Below are 19,026 nucleotides of genomic sequence, written 5' to 3'. Positions count from 1 at the left end.
GATGAGCCAGACGGTTAGCACGGGCATTCAGTTCCGCATAACTGAAAATCTGTTGTTGATATTCTAACGCTGTCGCCTGTGGGGCCTGCTCTGCCTGTTGCTCAAACAGCTGATGAATACATAACGGGTCTGGATAAGATGAATCCGTCTCGTTCCAGGTTTCCAGCAGCAACGTACGCTCAGCCTCAGACAACAAATTAAGCTGCCCGACGGGAATTTCATCACCACACCTTTTCGACCATGCCAACACCTGTAAGTGTTCGCTCATCCGCTGAATCATTTCCCGGCTCAGGCGATTTTCATCGTAGATCCAACGAAAATCCCCCCGCGTATTTATCTGGAACGTCAGCAATTCGCCGGAGACCTCCTGAGCACACGGTTTGTCATCCTGTATCACCGAGATGGCGATCGGCCACGGTTGATGGGTTGTTAATGCCGGAATAGCCCGCAGTGAAGGAGAGCGGGAGAGGAGATCACGACTAAATGTACGATGCTGTGACAGCCGGGCCAGCTCGCTATCAACCCAATCAGCGACCACACGACAAGGCTTATCAAATGCCACCTCAACGACCATGGGTACCACCGGTGCCAAATCTGCCGCCAGATCTTTTACTTCATCCACACACCAGCCGATTTGGAATTTAGTCTGCTGAATCAAGCGCGCAAGATAGATAATAAATACCTGCAACAGTTCCTTTGATGGATTCTCCTCATCGTCTTTTGACAATGGGGACTGCCAGGGACTCATTACCCATCGAGGTTCTGCCTGTTTCTCCATCATTTCAAAAGGTAACTGGAGGGGTTGCAAAGAAGCAAGACGCTCACACCAAAATGATTCACTAGGTGTAAGCATCTGGGGGATATTCCTTTCGCTCCCAGCCTGTTGTGAAATATCATTGGTGCTGGTTATATTTTCCACTGTCTGCGAGAGGTGTTCAACTTTAGGAGCACTTCCCGTTTTAGCCATATTATCTTTCATTTACGACCTCAACGAATCTGTTAGAAATTTAAAAACTGTCATTCTTAACAGTCATCAAAAATGCTTTTCTTTTACTTCTTGATTCCAAAAAATAAAAACGGACACGTCTGACATCAATTCAAGATATTAGATGCCACAGCCCAGCTAACCGCTGCCAATTAACAATTCTTCGACGCTAAATTTCCCTGACAACGGGATAAATAATTCACTTTATCATGCATAATAATAAATTCCATTTTTGTTCCTATTTTTCAGATAAATTCTTGCAGTTTTTATCGTCTGGAGCTGAAATTCCATAGCTAAGAATGGAGATATTAGATGAATTTATTAACCTATGAGGGAAAATATAATCTCAGAATAATAATAATCACATTCGACATTATTTTATAATAATTAAACCATACAACTAATAGCAATATTATTACATTCAATAACATGAAGAAACATTATAAATCACAATTAACTTCAAACATATTATTTCATAATAATAAAACAATGTGACCAGAATATAAACCACCTATACCCAATAGATTTCAAATTGCAGCACGGCGGCAAGTGAACGCATCCCCAGGAGCATAGATAACGATGTGACTGGGGTAAGTGAACGCAGCCAACAAAGAGGCAACTTGAAAGATGAAGGGTATAAATAATATATTGATTCAAAATAGATATATTAAAATCGTTCTTGAATGCGATTTCTCGGATACCCCGAGACGCTGGCCAGCGCATGGCGCAAGCTGGGAAAATTTTTAATATTATTCAGTTTTCACATACCGCCAAACATATATATTTAGACTATTCTCCGCCGCTTTTTCATTTTTACCACCTCTATTCCATAGGGCTATATTCCTACACACGCGTCATGCTGACTATTTATTCACAAGAATAGCCAGTAATTACACCCAATGGATATTACGAATCATTTAGAATAAACAAAACATATTCCAAAGAAAGGTCATAAAATTAAGAATAATTAAATCGACTTATATCAATATTTAAAAAAATTATTATACCAATATTTTCCGTTAATTATTTATTAAAAATCACCGCCCCAACAATAACTCCAAAGTTAAATATACAATTTGAATAACAAAGCAATCAATAAAATAAAATAAAATAAAATAAAATAAAATAAAATAAACAATAAAACCCCATTTAGATTACACAATAAAAAATAATAACAACAGCAAAAAGACTTGGAAATTAACTCATATGGAGATTATCACCCTCCTTATTTTAATACAAAAAATCCGATATAAAAAATATATACCGGATCATCACAACATCACTAAAGCACTTAATATATCTTAAATTATCAGTATATGAATAATCATATATCTCATTGACATCCCCCCAGAAAAAGGCAATACAGACACCAGCGGATCAATTAATTACAAACTATAATCCCGGTGCTTTCCAAAGTGAAGTTGTTAAACCATGATCAACCAATGTTAACTGATCGGCATATATCGCCTGCCAGTTCTGTTTAGCCTTTTGATATACCTCATAATGTTCAGGATTGGGTTGATATTCGTGTTGCCAACGCACCAACTTTTCCCCTGTAGCACTCATTGCATCATACAACCCAACCCCTACGCCTGCTGCAATTGCACATCCTAAAGCAGTAGACTCTTTGACAATCGGAACCCGCACCGGAAGCCCGGTTACATCAGATAAAATCTGGCTCCATAATTTTCCTTTCGAGCCACCACCAGCAAATACCAGAGAATCCGGTTTCACTGCCGAAAATGCAGAGATTAGATCCAAATTGCAAGCCGAAACAATCGCAGCGTTTTCTTCCAATGCACGGAATAATGTCGCTTTATTACATTTTTCAGGATCAATTGACAGGTTAATAAAGGAAGGTGCTGCATGGTACCAAGCTTTAAACCGCATTACATCAGAGAAAATTGGCATAATGCCGTAAGCGCCAGCCGGCACTCTGGCTGCCATATCTTCCAGTAAGCTATAAGCATCAACACCAAGACGCTCCGCCAGTAATTTCTCTTCCGCGCAAAATGCATCCCTGAACCAGCGCATAGTTAAACCCGTAAAGAAACTGATGGATTCTGCCTGAACCATACCAGGAATAACATGAGGGTTAATCCGTGTATTCATATTCGGGTCAGTTATTGGTGCCGGTAGGTTTACAACCTGCTGCCAGAAAGTACCACCAAGAACAGCCGTCTGGGCGGGTTTTACAACACCTAAACCAAGACAACCAAGTTGAACATCACCGCCGCCCATGATCACCGGTGTTCCAATATTAAGTCCGCATTGAGATGCAGCCTTTTCAGTGACAAAACCTAACAAAGTTCCTGTTTCTTTTACCGGTGAAAGAATATCTGAACGCAGCCCTGCCATCTCAAGAAGGTCAGAACGCCAGTCACGACTGACCAGATCTAGCATTCCTGTTGTACCCGCATTGGAGGGATCTACGGCCAATTCACCACTGAGCATATTCGCCAGCCAATCGCTGATCATCGTTAAAGCTGCGGCTTGACGATAAATATCTGGACGATGATGAGCAAGCCATAAAAGACGAGGCATAGCTCCCAACGCCAACGTTTGGCCTGAACACTGATAAACATCATATTCAAAGGTATTGTTATATAACGCTTTCAATTCACCCACTTCATGGCTGGAGCGTGCATCCACATTGGCACAGGCCCAAATCGGTTCACCATTACGGTTATAAAGAACAATACCTTCCCGCATAGAACAGGACGCAACACCTTGAATAGCGCTGGCAGGTAATTCTGCTTTTTTCAGCGCCTGGCGGATACACTGACAAGCCAGCTGCCAGTTCATCACTAAATCAAATTCCATTGAGCCGGGTACATCAGGTACAGGCTGATGTACCCACTCAGCCTGCCCTGCGGCTATTTGATTCCCTTCAAGATCAAATATTACTGCACGAACACTCCCTGTCCCTGCATCAAGCGCCATCAGATATTTTCCTGATGGATTAGCACTACGGCGTTGATTCATGATGCTATCCTCAGTTTAATTATTTTCTGAACCTCTAGCCTTACCTCAAATTTTTGACTTATTCACGGATAGATTGAGTACATGGTCAGTGTCATTGTAATAAATTCAGCATCGCCCTAGCGGTCTGCTCTTCAGTCACCAATGCATTGATATATTGACCGTTAAGTGCTGCAATAATGGCTTCCGCTTTATCCTCACCTCCCGCAACACCAATAACTGTTGGAATCGTTTTCAGTTCCGGCATGGAGGTACCTATAAGCTCATGATGAATCTGCATATCTTCCACCAACTCACCATCTGCTTGCATAAAATAGCCGAGGATATCGCCGACAGCCCCTTTTCGGGCAAACATCAGTTGTTCACCACCGCTGATATAGCCAGAACGCATAATTGTCGCTTGCTGTTTCTGATTAATGGCACCGATACCAACGATAGCAATATCAGCCGCACCCGCTGCCAACAAAACATCACGGACACTACTCTCCTGACGGAATGTTTCAGCGACTTGGGCGGTCGAAGCACGTAATGGTGCGGGAATAATACTTATTGGACAGGCTGCATCCAGTTGGCCAATTCCAGTCATATAAGGACCAACACCACCGGACAGCGTTACCAGCCTAATTTGCTGTGATGAGATAAAACCACTTAAATGTTGTAACGTGCACATGGTAGTTTCACCAAATCCCACCGCCAGTAATTGCTGTGGTTCAATCAGCGCCATCAGTAAATGTGCGGCACCAATCCCCAATCTGGCACTAAGATTCATATCAGCCAGTGCGGGTAAAACACGCACTTGTTTCAGAGAAAAATGTTTTTGCAAAGTATCTTCCAGCGCCAGACAACCCTCATAGCGAGAGTTAATCTGTACTCGAATAACACCTGACTGCCGCCCCTTTTCCAGTAATCTGGAAACTTTTAACCGACTCAGACCAAGCAGATCACCGATATCCCCCTGTGTCAGGCCATCGTGATAATAAAACCATGCAATACGCGCAAGTAGCTCTTCTTCACTCATGCTATTACCCGGATAGGTGTCCTCAGACAGCATCTGTTTCTCTTTGGCTGATTTTTCTTTTGCTAATTTTATCGACATAACCACTTTCTTTTTATCCGCACTCCACAGATAAGCATTAAAACGCATTACACGCCAGAGTCTTACCGTACAATTTGAACATAATACAACGCAGATCAAATTTTTTCATAAATTGTGATCTAAATAGTGCTAAATTCGGAATACAACAGCTACCATATTGAACAATTGTTTTTTATAAAAAAATATGTTCATTCAAAATTGTTATTTTGCCTGAACGGGTAATTTTCATCAAAGCAACATCAATCAATACGATTTCTAATTCTATTGTCCGGCAATCTCCGCCATTCGTGGTTGCTGGCCCAGTGTAAGCTAGTTAGGAGAAGAAAAATGGCAGATTTAGACGATATTAAAGACGGTAAAGATTTTGGTGTTGATGTTCCACAGAAGAATAGTCTGTTTGAACTGAAAGGCTGTGGCGCACTTGATTGGGGAATGCAATCACGACTATCACGGATTTTCAATCCCAAAACCAACCGAACTGTTATGTTGGCTTTCGACCACGGTTATTTCCAAGGACCAACAACTGGTCTTGAACGCATTGATATTAATATTGCCCCCCTATTTCCTCATACCGATGTATTAATGTGTACGCGCGGTATTCTGCGTAGTCAGGTTCCACCGGCAACTAATAAACCTGTAGTCTTGCGCGCTTCTGGTGCCAATTCTATCCTGACGGAACTGTCCAATGAAGCGGTCGCGGTTACGATGGAAGATGCCTTGCGTCTGAATGTTTGTGCGGTAGCGGCTCAGGTATATATCGGCTCTGAGCATGAACATCAATCAATCAAGAATATTATTAAGTTAGTCGATCAAGGAATGCGTTACGGTATGCCAACTATGGCGGTAACCGGTGTTGGTAAAGATATGGTTCGGGATCAACGTTATTTTTCTCTGGCGACTCGTATTGCTGCCGAAATGGGCGCGCAAATTATCAAAACTTACTATGTCGATACTGGCTTTGAACGTATTGCTAGCGGATGCCCAGTTCCTATTGTGATTGCTGGTGGTAAAAAACTCCCAGAAAAAGAGGCGCTGGAGATGTGTTATCAGGCAATTGATCAAGGCGCCGCCGGTGTTGATATGGGTCGTAACATTTTCCAATCCGAAGCACCGGTTGCCATGTTAAAAGCCGTTCAAGCCGTAGTACATCAGAATGAAAGTGCCAGCAAAGCTTATGAGTTGTTTTTAAGTGAAAAAGAATAAGGGGGATTAAGATGCACGTAACTTTAGTTGAAATTAATATTAAACAAGACAAATTAGATAAATTTCTTGAAATTTTCCGCTTAAATCATCTGGGTTCAATTGAGGAAGAAGGCAATCTTCGTTTTGATGTACTACGGGATGAAAATATTCCAACCCGTTTCTATATTTATGAAGCCTATGTTGATGAAAAAGCGGCTAATGAACACAAGAAAACATCTCATTATCTGAAATGTGTTGAAGAGCTTGATTCTCTGATGTCTGAACCAAGGAAGAAAACGACATTTATTGGTGTAATGCCGGAATAACATCAATAAGGCGCCTCAATATAACGATAAAATACAACATTGTTTAAATAATTAAATTGCCCGGGACAGAACATCTTGCCCGGGAATTCTACTCTCACGCTAATTTTAATTTCCCACAACTAAGAATAACAAGCAGAATACCCTGAAGTTTTATTACCAAATTAAACCGCCTATACATCAGGTCATTTTATTCAATACGAAAAGGTAGATTAAATCTGACAATTAATACCAATACAACGAAATAACTAATCATCAAGATCATCACTGCCTATATTTATCGGCACCATACAATGCCCCCGTTGCTTTTATCGGACTAAACCGGCCCGAGCCATAACCGGGATTAAACTGAGTAGCAGAAAATGCCTCATGATGAAGACGATAAATACGCTTTCCTGCTTTCCAGACACAATAATTACTTATATTCAATCTTTCTGGAAGTTCTGGAGTTTTTTGTAATTCCTGATCTTTCCTCTTAACCATGAACACCCTTTTCCAATTCACCTTTAGCTGCAATAAGTACTTGCTCTGGCATTGTTTTCAGGACTTCTTTGGGTTTTTTATTACCTAACCAACTATTATTTGAACCAAACCAAACAGCCAATCCCCAAGAGGTCTTTTTATCACCAAATAATGTGATTATTTTCTTAACAATATCAAGGGGCTTAAAATCTTCATTCAAGGCATATTGAGGAAAATAATCTTTACCATCAACCGTAATCGCAAAAATCTTATTACTGTTTTTCCATCTGTTTGGCCCCGCACTCTTATTACTAGATTTAAATCCATACCCATCTGAAATAGCCGTTGAGGTTAACCAAGTTGAATCTGACAGAATCAATTCCTTTAACGCTTTTCGACGTGCTAAGAAGCGAGCATCACGATCCTGCTTATGTTCAGATGACAGCCGCCTAACAGAATTATCTTCTGTTATCTTATTGGATACTTCCTTTTTGGGGTTAATCTCTGGTTCTACTTTTTTCTGCTTCACTCTCTTACTGGTCTTAAGTACAGGGGAAATATCATCTGTTTTTGAACTCACAAAACATAATGTTGAATTATGATCATCACAAATAGCAATAGAATTCACCGTTGCAACTGCGGCGTTTACTGCAACATATAAAGCTTTACCATATTCAGTGTTACCAGCTATGTTGCTATCCAATTTGATAACTAAATATTCAGCATCTTTATCAATCTTACGATCGATCAGTTCATGTCTCGATTTCCACCGATTTCTTCACCTCAGCGGATGAATATATTCTGGTTGCCATAGTATATCTTCTCATAACAGCATATGGATATATTCAATATATAGGATATATAATGACTAGTCACTATAGCACCAATAATAAATATTGTTGTTACTTTATAACACTTATGTGCTGACAAATGCTTATTCAAAAGGAGGAGTATTCACTGCCGTGAGTAAGAAAGGAATTTAAGAACAGAAGCAGTAAGCTCCACCGTTTGGGAGCTTGGTTATTCAACTAAAACAGATAACTAAATCAATCAATTTTTTTACTAATAGTAATTCCATCGAAATCATTATTACGAGTTAGCCACAGAGAAAGTGCTTTTAACGAATCAGATGTAAATTCATCACAACGAATCGTGATCTCCTCCGGTGTCAACCAACATACATCATCAATTTCTGCTGCCTGTAAAGCAAACGGGCCATGGCTGATACAACTGAATAATGCGCCATAAACACGGCAATTCTCTTCTTCATAATAAAAACTACCATGCTCGGCAAAAGGAACGCCTGCAATCCCCAGCTCTTCTTCTGCCTCTCGCCGGGCTGAATCCAACATATTTTCCCCCATCAGCACAACACCACCTGCGGTCGCATCCAGTTTTCCCGGGTAAAAATCTTTAGTTTCTGTACGATGCTGAACCAAAATTTTCCCCATGCCATTATGAACGACGATATAAGTGGCACGGTGCCGTAAACGTTGGGCTCGCATCTGTTGACGTGTAGCCTGGGCAATGACTTCATTATTTCCATTAACGATATCGATCCACTCAATACCCACTGTATTCTCTTGTTCCATCTGCAAAAAACCTTTTTTTATTAGCAAGAAATCGCAAATCTATAGAATGATTAATCTACCCAAAATAACCAAATTGATAGGACTACAAGACGGTATTCGTTTCGGACGATTCATGCAACCTTTTAACTTAACCTGAAATAGAACATCTGAGGAACTATACCCGTTATCTTTCAAATTGCCTCTTTGTTGGCTGCACTCACCCCGGTCACATAGTTATCTATGTTATCTATGCTCCCGGGGATTCGCTCCCTTACCGTCGCGATCCATCTTGAAGTCTATTGGGTATAGTCACCTTCAACATATTGGTTTCATCCAGTAACTGAAATATTCTTACGGAGCTATTTTACTCTTGCACTTTATAAGATCTCATATTTACACTACATTGTTTTCTTATTATTTACGACATCCAATCTTCACCAATTAGTACAAAATTATCCGTATAACGTTTTAAAGCCAAACTCCCCCATTTATTTTTTCTAGTATCAATAAGAGCCTGATTTAATTTATCATCCATATGTAAGAACAACATATTACGTTGCCGAATATCAGGAACAATATCATCCCGCTCTTTCATTGTTCTTTCAAATAACCGCATTTTATCCCGGTAAAAATGATATTTCTTCGGTTCAGCCAACTCTGCAATTCGGTCGCCAATGTAATGAATATACTTAAGCATACGGTGATCAGGCACACTCAAGGCATCTTTTAAAGTCGGGTTTTCATTACGTGGAAACCATTTATTCCTATCAGTATCACTGATATGTTTAAAAAATTCTTTCTGAATCTCTAATGCTGCCTTCATATCACTTTCTGTTTCATGGTTCAGCGCCGGAATTAAATACAATTTTACTTCAACCGGTAATGTGGCTTTGAGCCGTATATAGTGACTTGAATCTCTCTCTTCCACCCGTTCAATAATCAGATTGGCTTTATAAAAGTGAACTATTTTTCCATGATGCAAGAAAACTTCATTACCTTTTGTCAAGCCCAATAATTCAATAGTACTAAATAGATAGCCCAGCGGCCCCCAATAGTTATAAAGCCAGTTATCAAGGTCTTTTTCCGGAGGCGCGGATGGAACCAGGTCATTTTCATTCACATGACGGTAATGCGTGATACCTTCCAGTTCCTCTACCGCACTACGGGTTAATGTTCGCGGCATTCCATAACTATACAAACAAGGATGATATTTTTTCAGTTGTGCGCTATGCAATAATCCCAATGCACCTCCCAAGCTATGCCCACAAATAAATAAATTTCGGTTTTTAGCCAAGTCACTGATTTCATCAAATACACTTTTATTATCAGAATCAGCAGATTTTAACTTGCTAATAAGACTAAATGCCTCCCAAAAACCCCTATGAACTTTGCCATTCTCGATAAAACCACTGCATACACCACCTTCACCACACCCCAATGGCACGGGCTGGTACATAATATCAGTGATAGCATCATTGATACTGGCTGTCCCTCGCCAACTAACAATAATATCTTGTTGATTAGCTGCATAAAATAACTCAGTATCTCCGAATAAGCTCACACTCGCTTTTGAGTCAATAAATACAACATCAGTATAACGTTCACGAAATGGCACATCATAAGCAATAGGAGAACGCGCTATTTTTTCTACTTTATTGGGCAATTGGGATATATCCAACATCTGCCGGTTAAAAAAATGAGTGATAGAACCTGCTACACTAGCATTATCATCAGAATATGCCAGCACCCCCATTAACGCTAAATTATAAGCATTCACCAAAGTGTAATCTGTCTGGTGATGTAATAATAACGCCCAAGCCCGAAACGGGCACACTTCCAGAACATATCGGCAACTAATCGCATAAACGCAAAAACCTTCCGGTACTGGGTTAGGGAAATGGTAATGCGGCGGTTTATTTTCTTTCCATTTATCGATCACAGGCAAGCCATCACTTATTTGACCAATCGTCACATAACGATATTGGTGGCCTTCTACTTCCGCTTTCGGTTTAACTACCGATGCTCTGATATCACGCTTCTCTCGTAATGGTCTCTGTTCCATTTCATCAGCCAATGGCTGAGCACTGATATACAATATTACTGGGTAAAGTGGCAGATTTTCTTCCCTGAGCAATCCTTGATCATTAGTCACACCTTTACGTTCATTACTTGGAACTCCCTGACTTATCAGACGATAAGGCATATTAACTAACGGATTACCTTGTTCATCAACTAATTGGAATTCCACCCAATGTTCTATTATCTCTTCACTATCAATAGCGTCTCGCAGGCATAATTTGCTCATAATTGTTGTTTTCCTTTTTTTATTTTTAAATATTAATTCAACGCTTATTATCAAACTGACACTAATAATAGTGAAAGATAAAATTAATTCACTCAAGCATGCAATTGCAATAAAATTCAACAAATGCAAAACGAATATAATTATGAAAAATCCAAGAACAAAAGAATGAAAAATTAGGAATAATCCAAGTTATTGAATTACTTTACCTCATAAATTTATAATCTGAAAAAATAAAAAAACCATCATTAACCAATCGGATAAAAAATTATCAACACCATAAAACAACACATTGAATAACATATAAAAACATTCATTCATCTAACTTTCGCAACAAGCCGTTAAATTTTATTTTTGATGGATTAAATAATAAAAGATTCTATTTTAGATCAACAAAAGGAACGATAAAGAGGTTAATGATAACATACAAATATATTATTCATGCAAATATCACATCAATTACTTATACTCAATAGATTTCAAGATGCATCGCGACGGCGAGGAAGCGAATCCCCGGGAGCATAGATAACTATGTCATAGAGAACTCTGTGACCGGGGTGAGTGAATGCAGCCAACAAAGAGGCAACTTGAAAGATAACAGGTATATTACATGCTGCATAACCTAATGATAATGTGTAATACAATTTTACGTTCTATCGGAGGCTCTATGATCGATCTGTACTATGCACCAACGCCAAATGGTCACAAAATCACACTCTTCCTTGAAGAAGCCGGCCTTCCCTATAATCTCCATCGGATTGATATTAGTGCGGGGGATCAATTCAAACCTGAATTTCTTGCAATTTCTCCTAATAACAAGATTCCGGCTATTATTGATCAGCAGCCAGCCGATGGCAGCAAGCCTGTTACCATTTTTGAATCCGGCGCCATCCTTATTTATCTTGCTGAAAAAACGGGGAGATTGCTTAGCAAAGATATGCATGAACGCATTCAAAGCCTACAATGGCTGTTCTGGCAAGTTGGCGGTTTCGGCCCAATGTTGGGGCAAAATCACCATTTTAATCGTTTCGCACCTGAAAAAGTGCCTTACGCGATTAACCGTTATCAGGAAGAAACAAAACGCCTGTATAAGGTTCTGAATGCCCAATTGGAAAAAAACCCCTATCTGGGTGGTCAGGAATACAGCATTGCTGATATCGCAACTTATCCGTGGGCGCGTTCCCATGAATATCAAAATATTGATCTGGATGATTATCCAGCAGTCAAAAAATGGTTTGATATTATCAGTCAACGTCCCGCCACTCAGACAGCATACAACAAAGCCTAATTCTGTTTGCGGGGTAATTATTTCCCCGCAAAACTTGATCACGTTAACAGATAGCCGTATCTTTAACCATCAGCCCTTACATCCCTGCTATAGTTTTTTATATCAACTTTAGGTTACAGGAGTGGCTATGCGTATTTTAATCACCGGAGGAACAGGGCTAATTGGTAGCCGCTTGGTTTACCAGCTTCTTTCCCTATCTCATTCCATTACCATTCTGAGCCGTTCACCTCAGAAAGTTTATTCTCTGTTCTGTAAACAGGCTGAATGTTGGACCAGTCTGAAAGATAAAACAGATCTCAACGATTTTGATGCTGTTATTAATCTTGCTGGTGAACCCATAGCAAACAAGCCCTGGACTCCAACTCAAAAAGAGAAACTGTGCCAAAGTCGCTGGGAATTAACAGAACATATCAGCCAGCTAATTAATGCCAGTCAAACACCACCAGAGGTATTTATTTCCGGCTCTGCCGTAGGCTATTACGGAGATCAAAATCAAGCCGTTGTTACAGAAAATGATCCACCCAATGATGAATTTACTCATCAACTCTGTAAACGCTGGGAACAACTTGCATTACAGGCTGCTAGTGATAAAACCCGTGTTTGTCTTTTGCGTACTGGCGTTGTACTGGCAAAAAATGGTGGAGTACTGAAAAAAATGTTACCCCTTTTTCGTCTTGGGCTTGGCGGCCCTATGGGTAGCGGAAAACAGTATCTCCCTTGGATTCATATTGATGATATGGTGAATGGCATCTATTACCTGCTGATGACTCCCGAATTAAGCGGCCCTTTTAATATGACTGCCCCTTACCCAGTACATAATGATCAGTTTGCCGCAACACTGGCGGAAGTGCTGAAACGCCCTGCAATTATCCGGATACCTGCTTTCGTGCTGAAATTACTGATGGGAGAGGCTGCGGTATTAACACTGAGCGGACAACAGGCAATACCACATAAATTAGAGCAGGCGGGATTTGGCTTCCGCTATTTTCAGCTAAAAGAAGCTTTTGAAAATCTACTTAATATTAAATCTCAACACCTTTAGCCCCCTGCCAACGGGTGAATAGATCATGAGGTAACTCAATATCAAACTGATCGAGTACTCGATTAACCGTCTGATCAATAATATCCTGAATTTGTTTAGGCTGATGATAAAACGCAGGAACTGGCGGCATAATTACAGCGCCAATTTCTGCGGCCTGAGTCATCAGCCGGAGATGCCCTAAATGCAATGGCGTTTCTCTCACACCGAGCACCAACTTACGACCTTCTTTCAATACAACATCTGCTGCTCTGGTCACTAATCCATCAGTATAACTGTGGACAATGCCTGAAAGAGTTTTCATTGAGCATGGTAAAATGACCATGCCCAACGTTTTGAACGAACCTGAAGAAATAGCAGCGGCTATGTCTCTATTGTCATACACAACATCAGCCAGCGCCTGAACATCCCGTAAACCATAATTTGTTTCAAGCGCCAGCGTTTGACGAGCGGACTGACTAATGACCAGATGTGTTTCTACATTTTCAACTGGTTGTAAAACTTGCAGTAGCCTGACGCCATAAATAGCTCCACTTGCTCCCGTAAGCCCCACTATCAATCTTTTCATTTTTTCCTCATGCTGACACCGGGCTGCTATTTAAATCCAAAGGTAATCAACCTTCATTATAGATATCCAGGTTTTCAATTTCATTCTGATTATTCAGTTCCTTTTCATCGTCTTTACGCAGATTTTCCAGATAATAAAGGTAAGTCTGGTCAATATCTTTGGTGACATAAATACCATTGAAAACTGAACATTCAAACTCTTCAATATCCGGATTTTCTTCACGAACAGCCGCAACCAAATCAGTTAAATCCTGGAATATCAACGCATCAGCACCAATAAACTGACGAATTTCATCAACCTCACGCCCATGAGCGATCAGTTCATTTGCACTCGGCATATCAATGCCATAAACATTTGGAAAACGCACTTCCGGCGCTGCCGAAGCAAGATAAACCTTCTTCGCTCCTGCTTCACGAGCCATTTCAACAATCTGTTCCGACGTTGTACCACGAACGATAGAATCATCCACCAATAAGACATTTTTATCACGGAATTCTGCACGATTGGCATTCAGTTTACGACGGACTGACTTCCGACGCTCCTGTTGCCCAGGCATGATAAATGTACGACCAACATAACGGTTTTTCACAAATCCCTGCCGATAGGGTTTACCCAGTATACGGGCAATTTCCAGAGCGATATCACAAGAAGTTTCAGGAATTGGGACAACCACATCAATATGCAAATCTTCCCATTCACGGGCAATTTTTGCCCCCAGCTTCTGTCCCATGCGCACACGGGCATTATAAACCGAAATCTTATCAATAAAAGAGTCTGGCCGAGCTAAATAGACAAATTCAAACAAACATGGAGTTAAAGAAGGGTTTTCAGCACATTGACGGGTAAATAACTGACCTTTCTCTGTAATATAAACCGCTTCACCTGATGCAACATCCCGCAAGAATTCAAAACCTAGCGTATCCAATGCAACACTTTCAGAAGCAATCATATATTCATTGCGGCCATCATCCAAAGTACGCTTGCCTAAAACCAATGGACGAATACCATGCGGATCGCGGAAAGCAACCAATCCATGTCCAATAATCATCGCAATACAGGCATAAGCGCCACTCACTTGCTTATGCAATGCCGCTACCGCAGCGAAAATATTATCAGGCTCCAATGGGTAATGCTGAAAATGCCCCAATTCATTAGCAAAAACATTGAGCAAAATTTCAGAGTCTGACGTGGTATTCACATGGCGACGGGCATTTTCAAACAGTTTTTTCTTTAACTCATGAGCATTAGTCAAATTACCATTGTGTGTCAATGTGATACCAAATGGAGAATTGACATAAAATGGCTGAGCTTCCGATGCACTAGAGCTGCCAGCTGTCGGATAGCGTACATGACCAATCCCAATTGTTCCCTGTAAACGCAGCATATGCCGAGCTTCAAACACATCTCTCACTAAACCATTAGCTTTGCGTAAACGGAACCCATTGTTACCATCAATAGTTGCAATGCCAGCAGCATCTTGCCCACGGTGCTGAAGCACCGTCAGCGCATCATAAATCGACTGGTTAACCGGTGTAAAACCAACGATACCAACAATACCGCACATGTAGTTTTTCCTCATCAGCCAAGCGGAGAGGTATATTTCTCCGGCAGGAAACTTGACGCATTTTGCAGGTAGTCAAAGAACCACCTGATAATATGACTGAACTGTGGGATCAATTGTGATTGTTTCCAATCCTCACTTTGAGCAAATGGTGTGAATGTATCCAGAAAAAATAGAATAGCCGCGACAATCAGCACACCACGCAACGCCCCAAAGCAGATCCCCAGCACCCGATCAGTACCTGACAATCCAGTCCGTTGCACAAGAGAACCTATCACATAGTTCACCACAGAACCGACAATCAAAGTAGCAACAAACAAAACCGTAATAGCAATTCCGTTACGCACCAACTCATCTTCAAAACGGGTAAAATAAGCCGCTAAGTAAATGTAGAAGTGACTTGCTACAAAGAAAGCACATCCCCAAGTGACCAGTGACAAAGCTTCTCGAATAAACCCACGAATCAGGCTAACCAATGCCGAGAAGCCAATAATGGCAATAATAACGTAATCAATCCAGACCATGTTTTAAATCCCAAATAGGCACCCCGGCATCCGTTTCGGGCGCATTCTAACAGAAAACGAAAACGTTTGCGTAGCAGATTTCCTGTTCCACTGAAAATAATTAGCGGCGATATGGAGAAATCATCATCGCCGCAGTCACCTAATATTTACTGCTTGATTTCATGATGGTTACCCACTCATCACATAAGCAATGACAGCCTTATTACGGCTTATAACCTCTTACCTGCCCTTGTAACCCGGTCAGACTTTTCAAGTCTGATAACGCCGATTCGAGTTGTTGCCTGGAAACATTTGGACCAACATATATTCTGGTCAACTGCCCCTGAACTGGAGACGAAGGAACAGTATAGACTTGATAGCCAGACAGACGCAGTCTAGCGACTATTTCATCTACCTTTCCTGCATTTTTCAAAGCACCAAGTTGTACGATATAAGCTTGTCCCTGCGGTGCTTTTTCAACTGGCTTCGCTTCAATTTTTGACTCTGGTTTAACCTCTAATTTGGCTTTAGGCTCCGGTGACACTAGCGGTTTAGGATCTGTTTTTTGCTCAGGCTTACTCTGTAGTTTAGGTTTCACTTCTGGCTGAACAGCCGGAGGTGTTATCGGCGCTGGCGGTGGCGGAACCGTTACCAGCGGTATTTCCGGTTGTTCTAACGTTTCTGGCAGCAATACCTCTGTCTCATCCTCCAGAGGGACGGATAATATTGTTGAATTAAGGGGAGAAATAGATTCAATCTCCTGCTCATCCCCAGGCTTAGGAACCAAGGGAATTGATGCAAACTTATCTTCGTTGTATTTCTTATTGCCGTCCAACAACACAGGTAGCACTATGACCCCTAGTGCTACCAATACAATTGTACCGACCAAACGATTCTGAAATTTACTTGCCACTTCCCTTCTCCCTATCCAGAGCCTCCATGACATGCGCGACCGTGTGGAATGAACCACAAACTACAACGATATCCTGTTCATCAGCATCTGCCATTGCCTGATACCAAGCACTTTCCACATCAGTGAATACCTGCGGTTGTTTAAGATGCAGAGCCAGTGTCTGTGCATCCGCACCACGCAATTCAGTCAAAGGAGCGCAATACCACTCATCAATTTGCTGTGATAGGCAAGCCAGTGTGCCGGCGATATCTTTATCACCAAGCATACCCACTACACCAAGAATTTTACTATCTGGTTGACGGGGCAAAAGAGCCAGTTTCTGTACCAAATAAGCCGCAGCATGTGGGTTATGTGCCACATCCAAAATTAACAATGGATGTTCACGAACTATTTGGAAACGCCCTGGCAACTGTGCATTTTGCAGCCCTTGATGAATTGCCCGCTCATTAATAGCCTGACTGACTTTATCATCCTGTCGCAATAGACAACAAATCACTCCCAGCGCAGTTGCTGCATTCATCAAAGGCACATTCGGCAAAGGCAGATTACTCAGTAGCATATCATCAGATTGCCAGCACCAACTTTTCTCCTGTTTGGAAAATCGCCAGTCAGTACCACAACAAAATAGCTTAGCGCCTAATTCACCAGCGACTTCCGCAATAGAAGATGGCATATCCGGTTCACCAACCACGGCAAAATGATCTTTACGGAAAATACCCGCTTTCTCATAGCCAATATGCTCACGGTCTGCTCCTAACCAATCAGTATGATCAAGTGCAATGCTGGTAATAGCTGCAATATCAGCATCCACAATATTTGTCGCATCTAACCGGCCACCTAAACCCACCTCTAAAATGACAACATCCAGACAAGCTTCTTTAAACAATTGCAAGGCTGCTAATGTGCCATATTCAAAATAAGTCAGTGAAATCTCACCACGGCGGGATTCGATATCTGCAAATACACGGCAAAATGCCTGTTCAGGCAACTCCTTACCCTGAATACGTACCCTTTCGGTATAACATACAAGATGAGGAGAACTGTAAACACCCACTCGCAATCCAGCCGCTAGCAGAACAGATTCGATAGTGCAACAAGTGGTACCTTTACCGTTAGTGCCAGATACTGTGATTATCTTAGGTGCAGGATTCACCAGTTCCAGGATTCGGGCAAGTTTCCCCACACGCTCAAGCCCCATATCAATGGCTTTAGTATGCAGGCTTCCAAGATAGGAAAGCCACGCCGTCAATGACGACGTGGCTTGAGGAATTTGCAAAGTGTCAGACATCTTCTTTATTAGTACTTATTTGAATATCCGCATCAACATCAGCGGGTTCTGCCACAAATTCAGCAACAATCGGCTGAGCGCCTGGTTGCGGCTGATGAGTCAGTTTAGAAAGCAAACTGGCAAGAGTATTACGCATTTCAGGACGACGAACAATCATGTCAATTGCGCCTTTTTCCAACAAAAACTCGCTGCGCTGGAAACCTGGCGGCAATTTCTCACGTACTGTCTGCTCAATAACACGAGGCCCCGCAAAACCAATTAATGCTTTTGGTTCAGCAATATTAATATCCCCCAACATTGCCAAACTCGCTGAAACCCCTCCCATTGTCGGATCGGTCATCACAGAAATGTAAGGCAAACCACGTTCCTGCAATTTTGCCAGAGCAGCACTGGTTTTTGCCATCTGCATCAGTGACATCAACGCTTCTTGCATACGAGCGCCGCCACTGGAAGAGAAACAAACCAGAGGACAATCATCTTCCAACGCCTGTTCTACTGCGCGGACAAAACGGGCACCAACAACAGAAGCCATTGAACCGCCCATAAATGCAAATTCAAAGGCAGCTGCAACAACTGGCATACCATCCAAGGTACCTTTCATCACGACCAGAGCATCTTTCTCTTGCGTTTGTTTCTGTGCTGCTGATATGCGGTCTTTATACTTCTTAGAATCACGGAATTTTAAAATGTCTTTCGGTTCTAATTCGCCACCTAATTCAGTTGTTGTTCCTTCATCAAGAAAAGTCTCCAACCGGGTACGTGCTGAAATACGCATGTGATGATCACATTTAGGACAAACCTCAAGATTGCGCTCTAACTCAGCACGGTAGAGCACCTGACTGCAACTATCACATTTAGTCCAAACCCCTTCAGGAATATTTGCCTTACGGGTTTGGGTAATGTTGCTTTTATTAAGAATTTTTTCAATCCAGCTCATTAATGATCTTTCCGTCTGAATCTGGC

At 41.4% G+C, this 19,026-nt stretch carries 17 protein-coding genes; 4 read left to right on the top strand and 13 right to left on the bottom strand.

Annotated elements, in window-relative coordinates; translation table 11 throughout:
* The 3 genes from EAE89_RS09555 to lsrR form a co-directional block, all read right to left on the bottom strand.
* Positions 1-979, bottom strand: a 979-nt coding sequence (locus tag EAE89_RS09555; RefSeq protein WP_214085720.1) for a hypothetical protein, incomplete at its 3' end; no start/stop codon positions are given.
* Positions 980-2,377: 1,398 nt separating this feature from the next.
* Positions 2,378-3,970: an autoinducer-2 kinase gene (lsrK, locus tag EAE89_RS09550; protein ID WP_149617513.1), complete on the bottom strand. Its 1,593-nt coding sequence runs from the start codon at positions 3,968-3,970 to the stop codon at positions 2,378-2,380.
* A gap of 91 nt (positions 3,971-4,061) precedes the next feature.
* Positions 4,062-5,063 (bottom strand): transcriptional regulator LsrR, encoded by a 1,002-nt coding sequence (gene lsrR, locus EAE89_RS09545; RefSeq protein ID WP_149617512.1) that lies wholly within the window; start codon positions 5,061-5,063, stop codon positions 4,062-4,064.
* A gap of 327 nt (positions 5,064-5,390) precedes the next feature.
* Here lsrR and lsrF point away from each other — a divergent pair, with 327 nt between their 5' ends.
* Complete coding sequence (gene lsrF, locus EAE89_RS09540) at positions 5,391-6,266, top strand: 3-hydroxy-5-phosphonooxypentane-2,4-dione thiolase (protein WP_054480171.1); 876 nt, start codon at positions 5,391-5,393, stop codon at positions 6,264-6,266.
* Between the two features lie 11 nt (positions 6,267-6,277).
* Complete coding sequence (gene lsrG / locus EAE89_RS09535) at positions 6,278-6,571, top strand: (4S)-4-hydroxy-5-phosphonooxypentane-2,3-dione isomerase (RefSeq protein WP_054480172.1); 294 nt, start codon at positions 6,278-6,280, stop codon at positions 6,569-6,571.
* 261 nt (positions 6,572-6,832) lie between these two features.
* Here the strand turns inward: lsrG and EAE89_RS09530 are convergent, their stop codons facing one another.
* From EAE89_RS09530 to EAE89_RS09515, 4 genes are all read right to left on the bottom strand, one after another.
* Complete coding sequence (locus EAE89_RS09530; RefSeq protein ID WP_054480173.1) at positions 6,833-7,051, bottom strand: RES family NAD+ phosphorylase; 219 nt, start codon at positions 7,049-7,051, stop codon at positions 6,833-6,835.
* Positions 7,044-7,733: a hypothetical protein gene (locus EAE89_RS09525; protein WP_054480174.1), complete on the bottom strand. Its 690-nt coding sequence runs from the start codon at positions 7,731-7,733 to the stop codon at positions 7,044-7,046. Before EAE89_RS09525 ends, EAE89_RS09530 begins: the two co-directional genes overlap by 8 nt.
* 343 nt (positions 7,734-8,076) lie before the next feature.
* Positions 8,077-8,622, bottom strand: a complete 546-nt coding sequence (gene yfcD / locus EAE89_RS09520; RefSeq protein ID WP_054480175.1) for an NUDIX hydrolase YfcD — start codon at positions 8,620-8,622, stop codon at positions 8,077-8,079.
* 397 nt (positions 8,623-9,019) lie between these two features.
* Positions 9,020-10,906, bottom strand: coding sequence for a lipase family protein (locus EAE89_RS09515; protein ID WP_214085719.1), 1,887 nt, complete (start codon positions 10,904-10,906; stop codon positions 9,020-9,022).
* A gap of 664 nt (positions 10,907-11,570) precedes the next feature.
* Between EAE89_RS09515 and EAE89_RS09510 the strand changes: the two genes are divergently transcribed.
* Positions 11,571-12,191 (top strand): glutathione binding-like protein, encoded by a 621-nt coding sequence (locus EAE89_RS09510; RefSeq protein WP_054480200.1) that lies wholly within the window; start codon positions 11,571-11,573, stop codon positions 12,189-12,191.
* Positions 12,192-12,318: 127 nt separating this feature from the next.
* Positions 12,319-13,233 (top strand): TIGR01777 family oxidoreductase, encoded by a 915-nt coding sequence (locus tag EAE89_RS09505; RefSeq protein WP_054480177.1) that lies wholly within the window; start codon positions 12,319-12,321, stop codon positions 13,231-13,233.
* On the opposite strand, the gene EAE89_RS09500 is transcribed toward EAE89_RS09505, so the two are convergent.
* The 6 genes from EAE89_RS09500 to accD form a co-directional block, all read right to left on the bottom strand.
* Complete coding sequence (locus tag EAE89_RS09500; RefSeq protein WP_054480178.1) at positions 13,214-13,798, bottom strand: UbiX family flavin prenyltransferase; 585 nt, start codon at positions 13,796-13,798, stop codon at positions 13,214-13,216. The two genes, EAE89_RS09505 and EAE89_RS09500, sit on opposite strands and share 20 nt — an antisense overlap.
* A gap of 46 nt (positions 13,799-13,844) precedes the next feature.
* Positions 13,845-15,362 (bottom strand): amidophosphoribosyltransferase, encoded by a 1,518-nt coding sequence (gene purF / locus EAE89_RS09495; protein WP_054480179.1) that lies wholly within the window; start codon positions 15,360-15,362, stop codon positions 13,845-13,847.
* A 14-nt stretch (positions 15,363-15,376) separates the two neighbouring features.
* Positions 15,377-15,883 (bottom strand): colicin V production protein, encoded by a 507-nt coding sequence (cvpA, locus tag EAE89_RS09490; RefSeq protein ID WP_149617437.1) that lies wholly within the window; start codon positions 15,881-15,883, stop codon positions 15,377-15,379.
* 202 nt (positions 15,884-16,085) lie between these two features.
* Entirely contained in the window at positions 16,086-16,775 is a 690-nt protein-coding gene (dedD, locus tag EAE89_RS09485) for a cell division protein DedD (RefSeq protein WP_149617436.1), read from the bottom strand.
* Positions 16,765-18,063, bottom strand: a complete 1,299-nt coding sequence (gene folC, locus EAE89_RS09480; RefSeq protein WP_214085718.1) for a bifunctional tetrahydrofolate synthase/dihydrofolate synthase — start codon at positions 18,061-18,063, stop codon at positions 16,765-16,767. The genes dedD and folC overlap by 11 nt, the downstream gene beginning before the upstream one ends.
* The gene (gene accD, locus EAE89_RS09475) at positions 18,056-19,000 is read right to left on the bottom strand and encodes an acetyl-CoA carboxylase, carboxyltransferase subunit beta (protein WP_054480183.1); all 945 of its coding nucleotides are present in this window, start codon (positions 18,998-19,000) and stop codon (positions 18,056-18,058) included. Before accD ends, folC begins: the two co-directional genes overlap by 8 nt.
* Positions 19,001-19,026: the final 26 nt, after the last annotated feature.

Origin of the sequence: Photorhabdus heterorhabditis, from assembly GCF_018448905.1 — a bacterium.
Classification (GTDB): domain Bacteria; phylum Pseudomonadota; class Gammaproteobacteria; order Enterobacterales; family Enterobacteriaceae; genus Photorhabdus; species Photorhabdus heterorhabditis.
The sequence above is the reverse complement of the archived record's forward strand: the minus strand, read 5'-3'. Positions and strand labels throughout refer to the sequence as shown.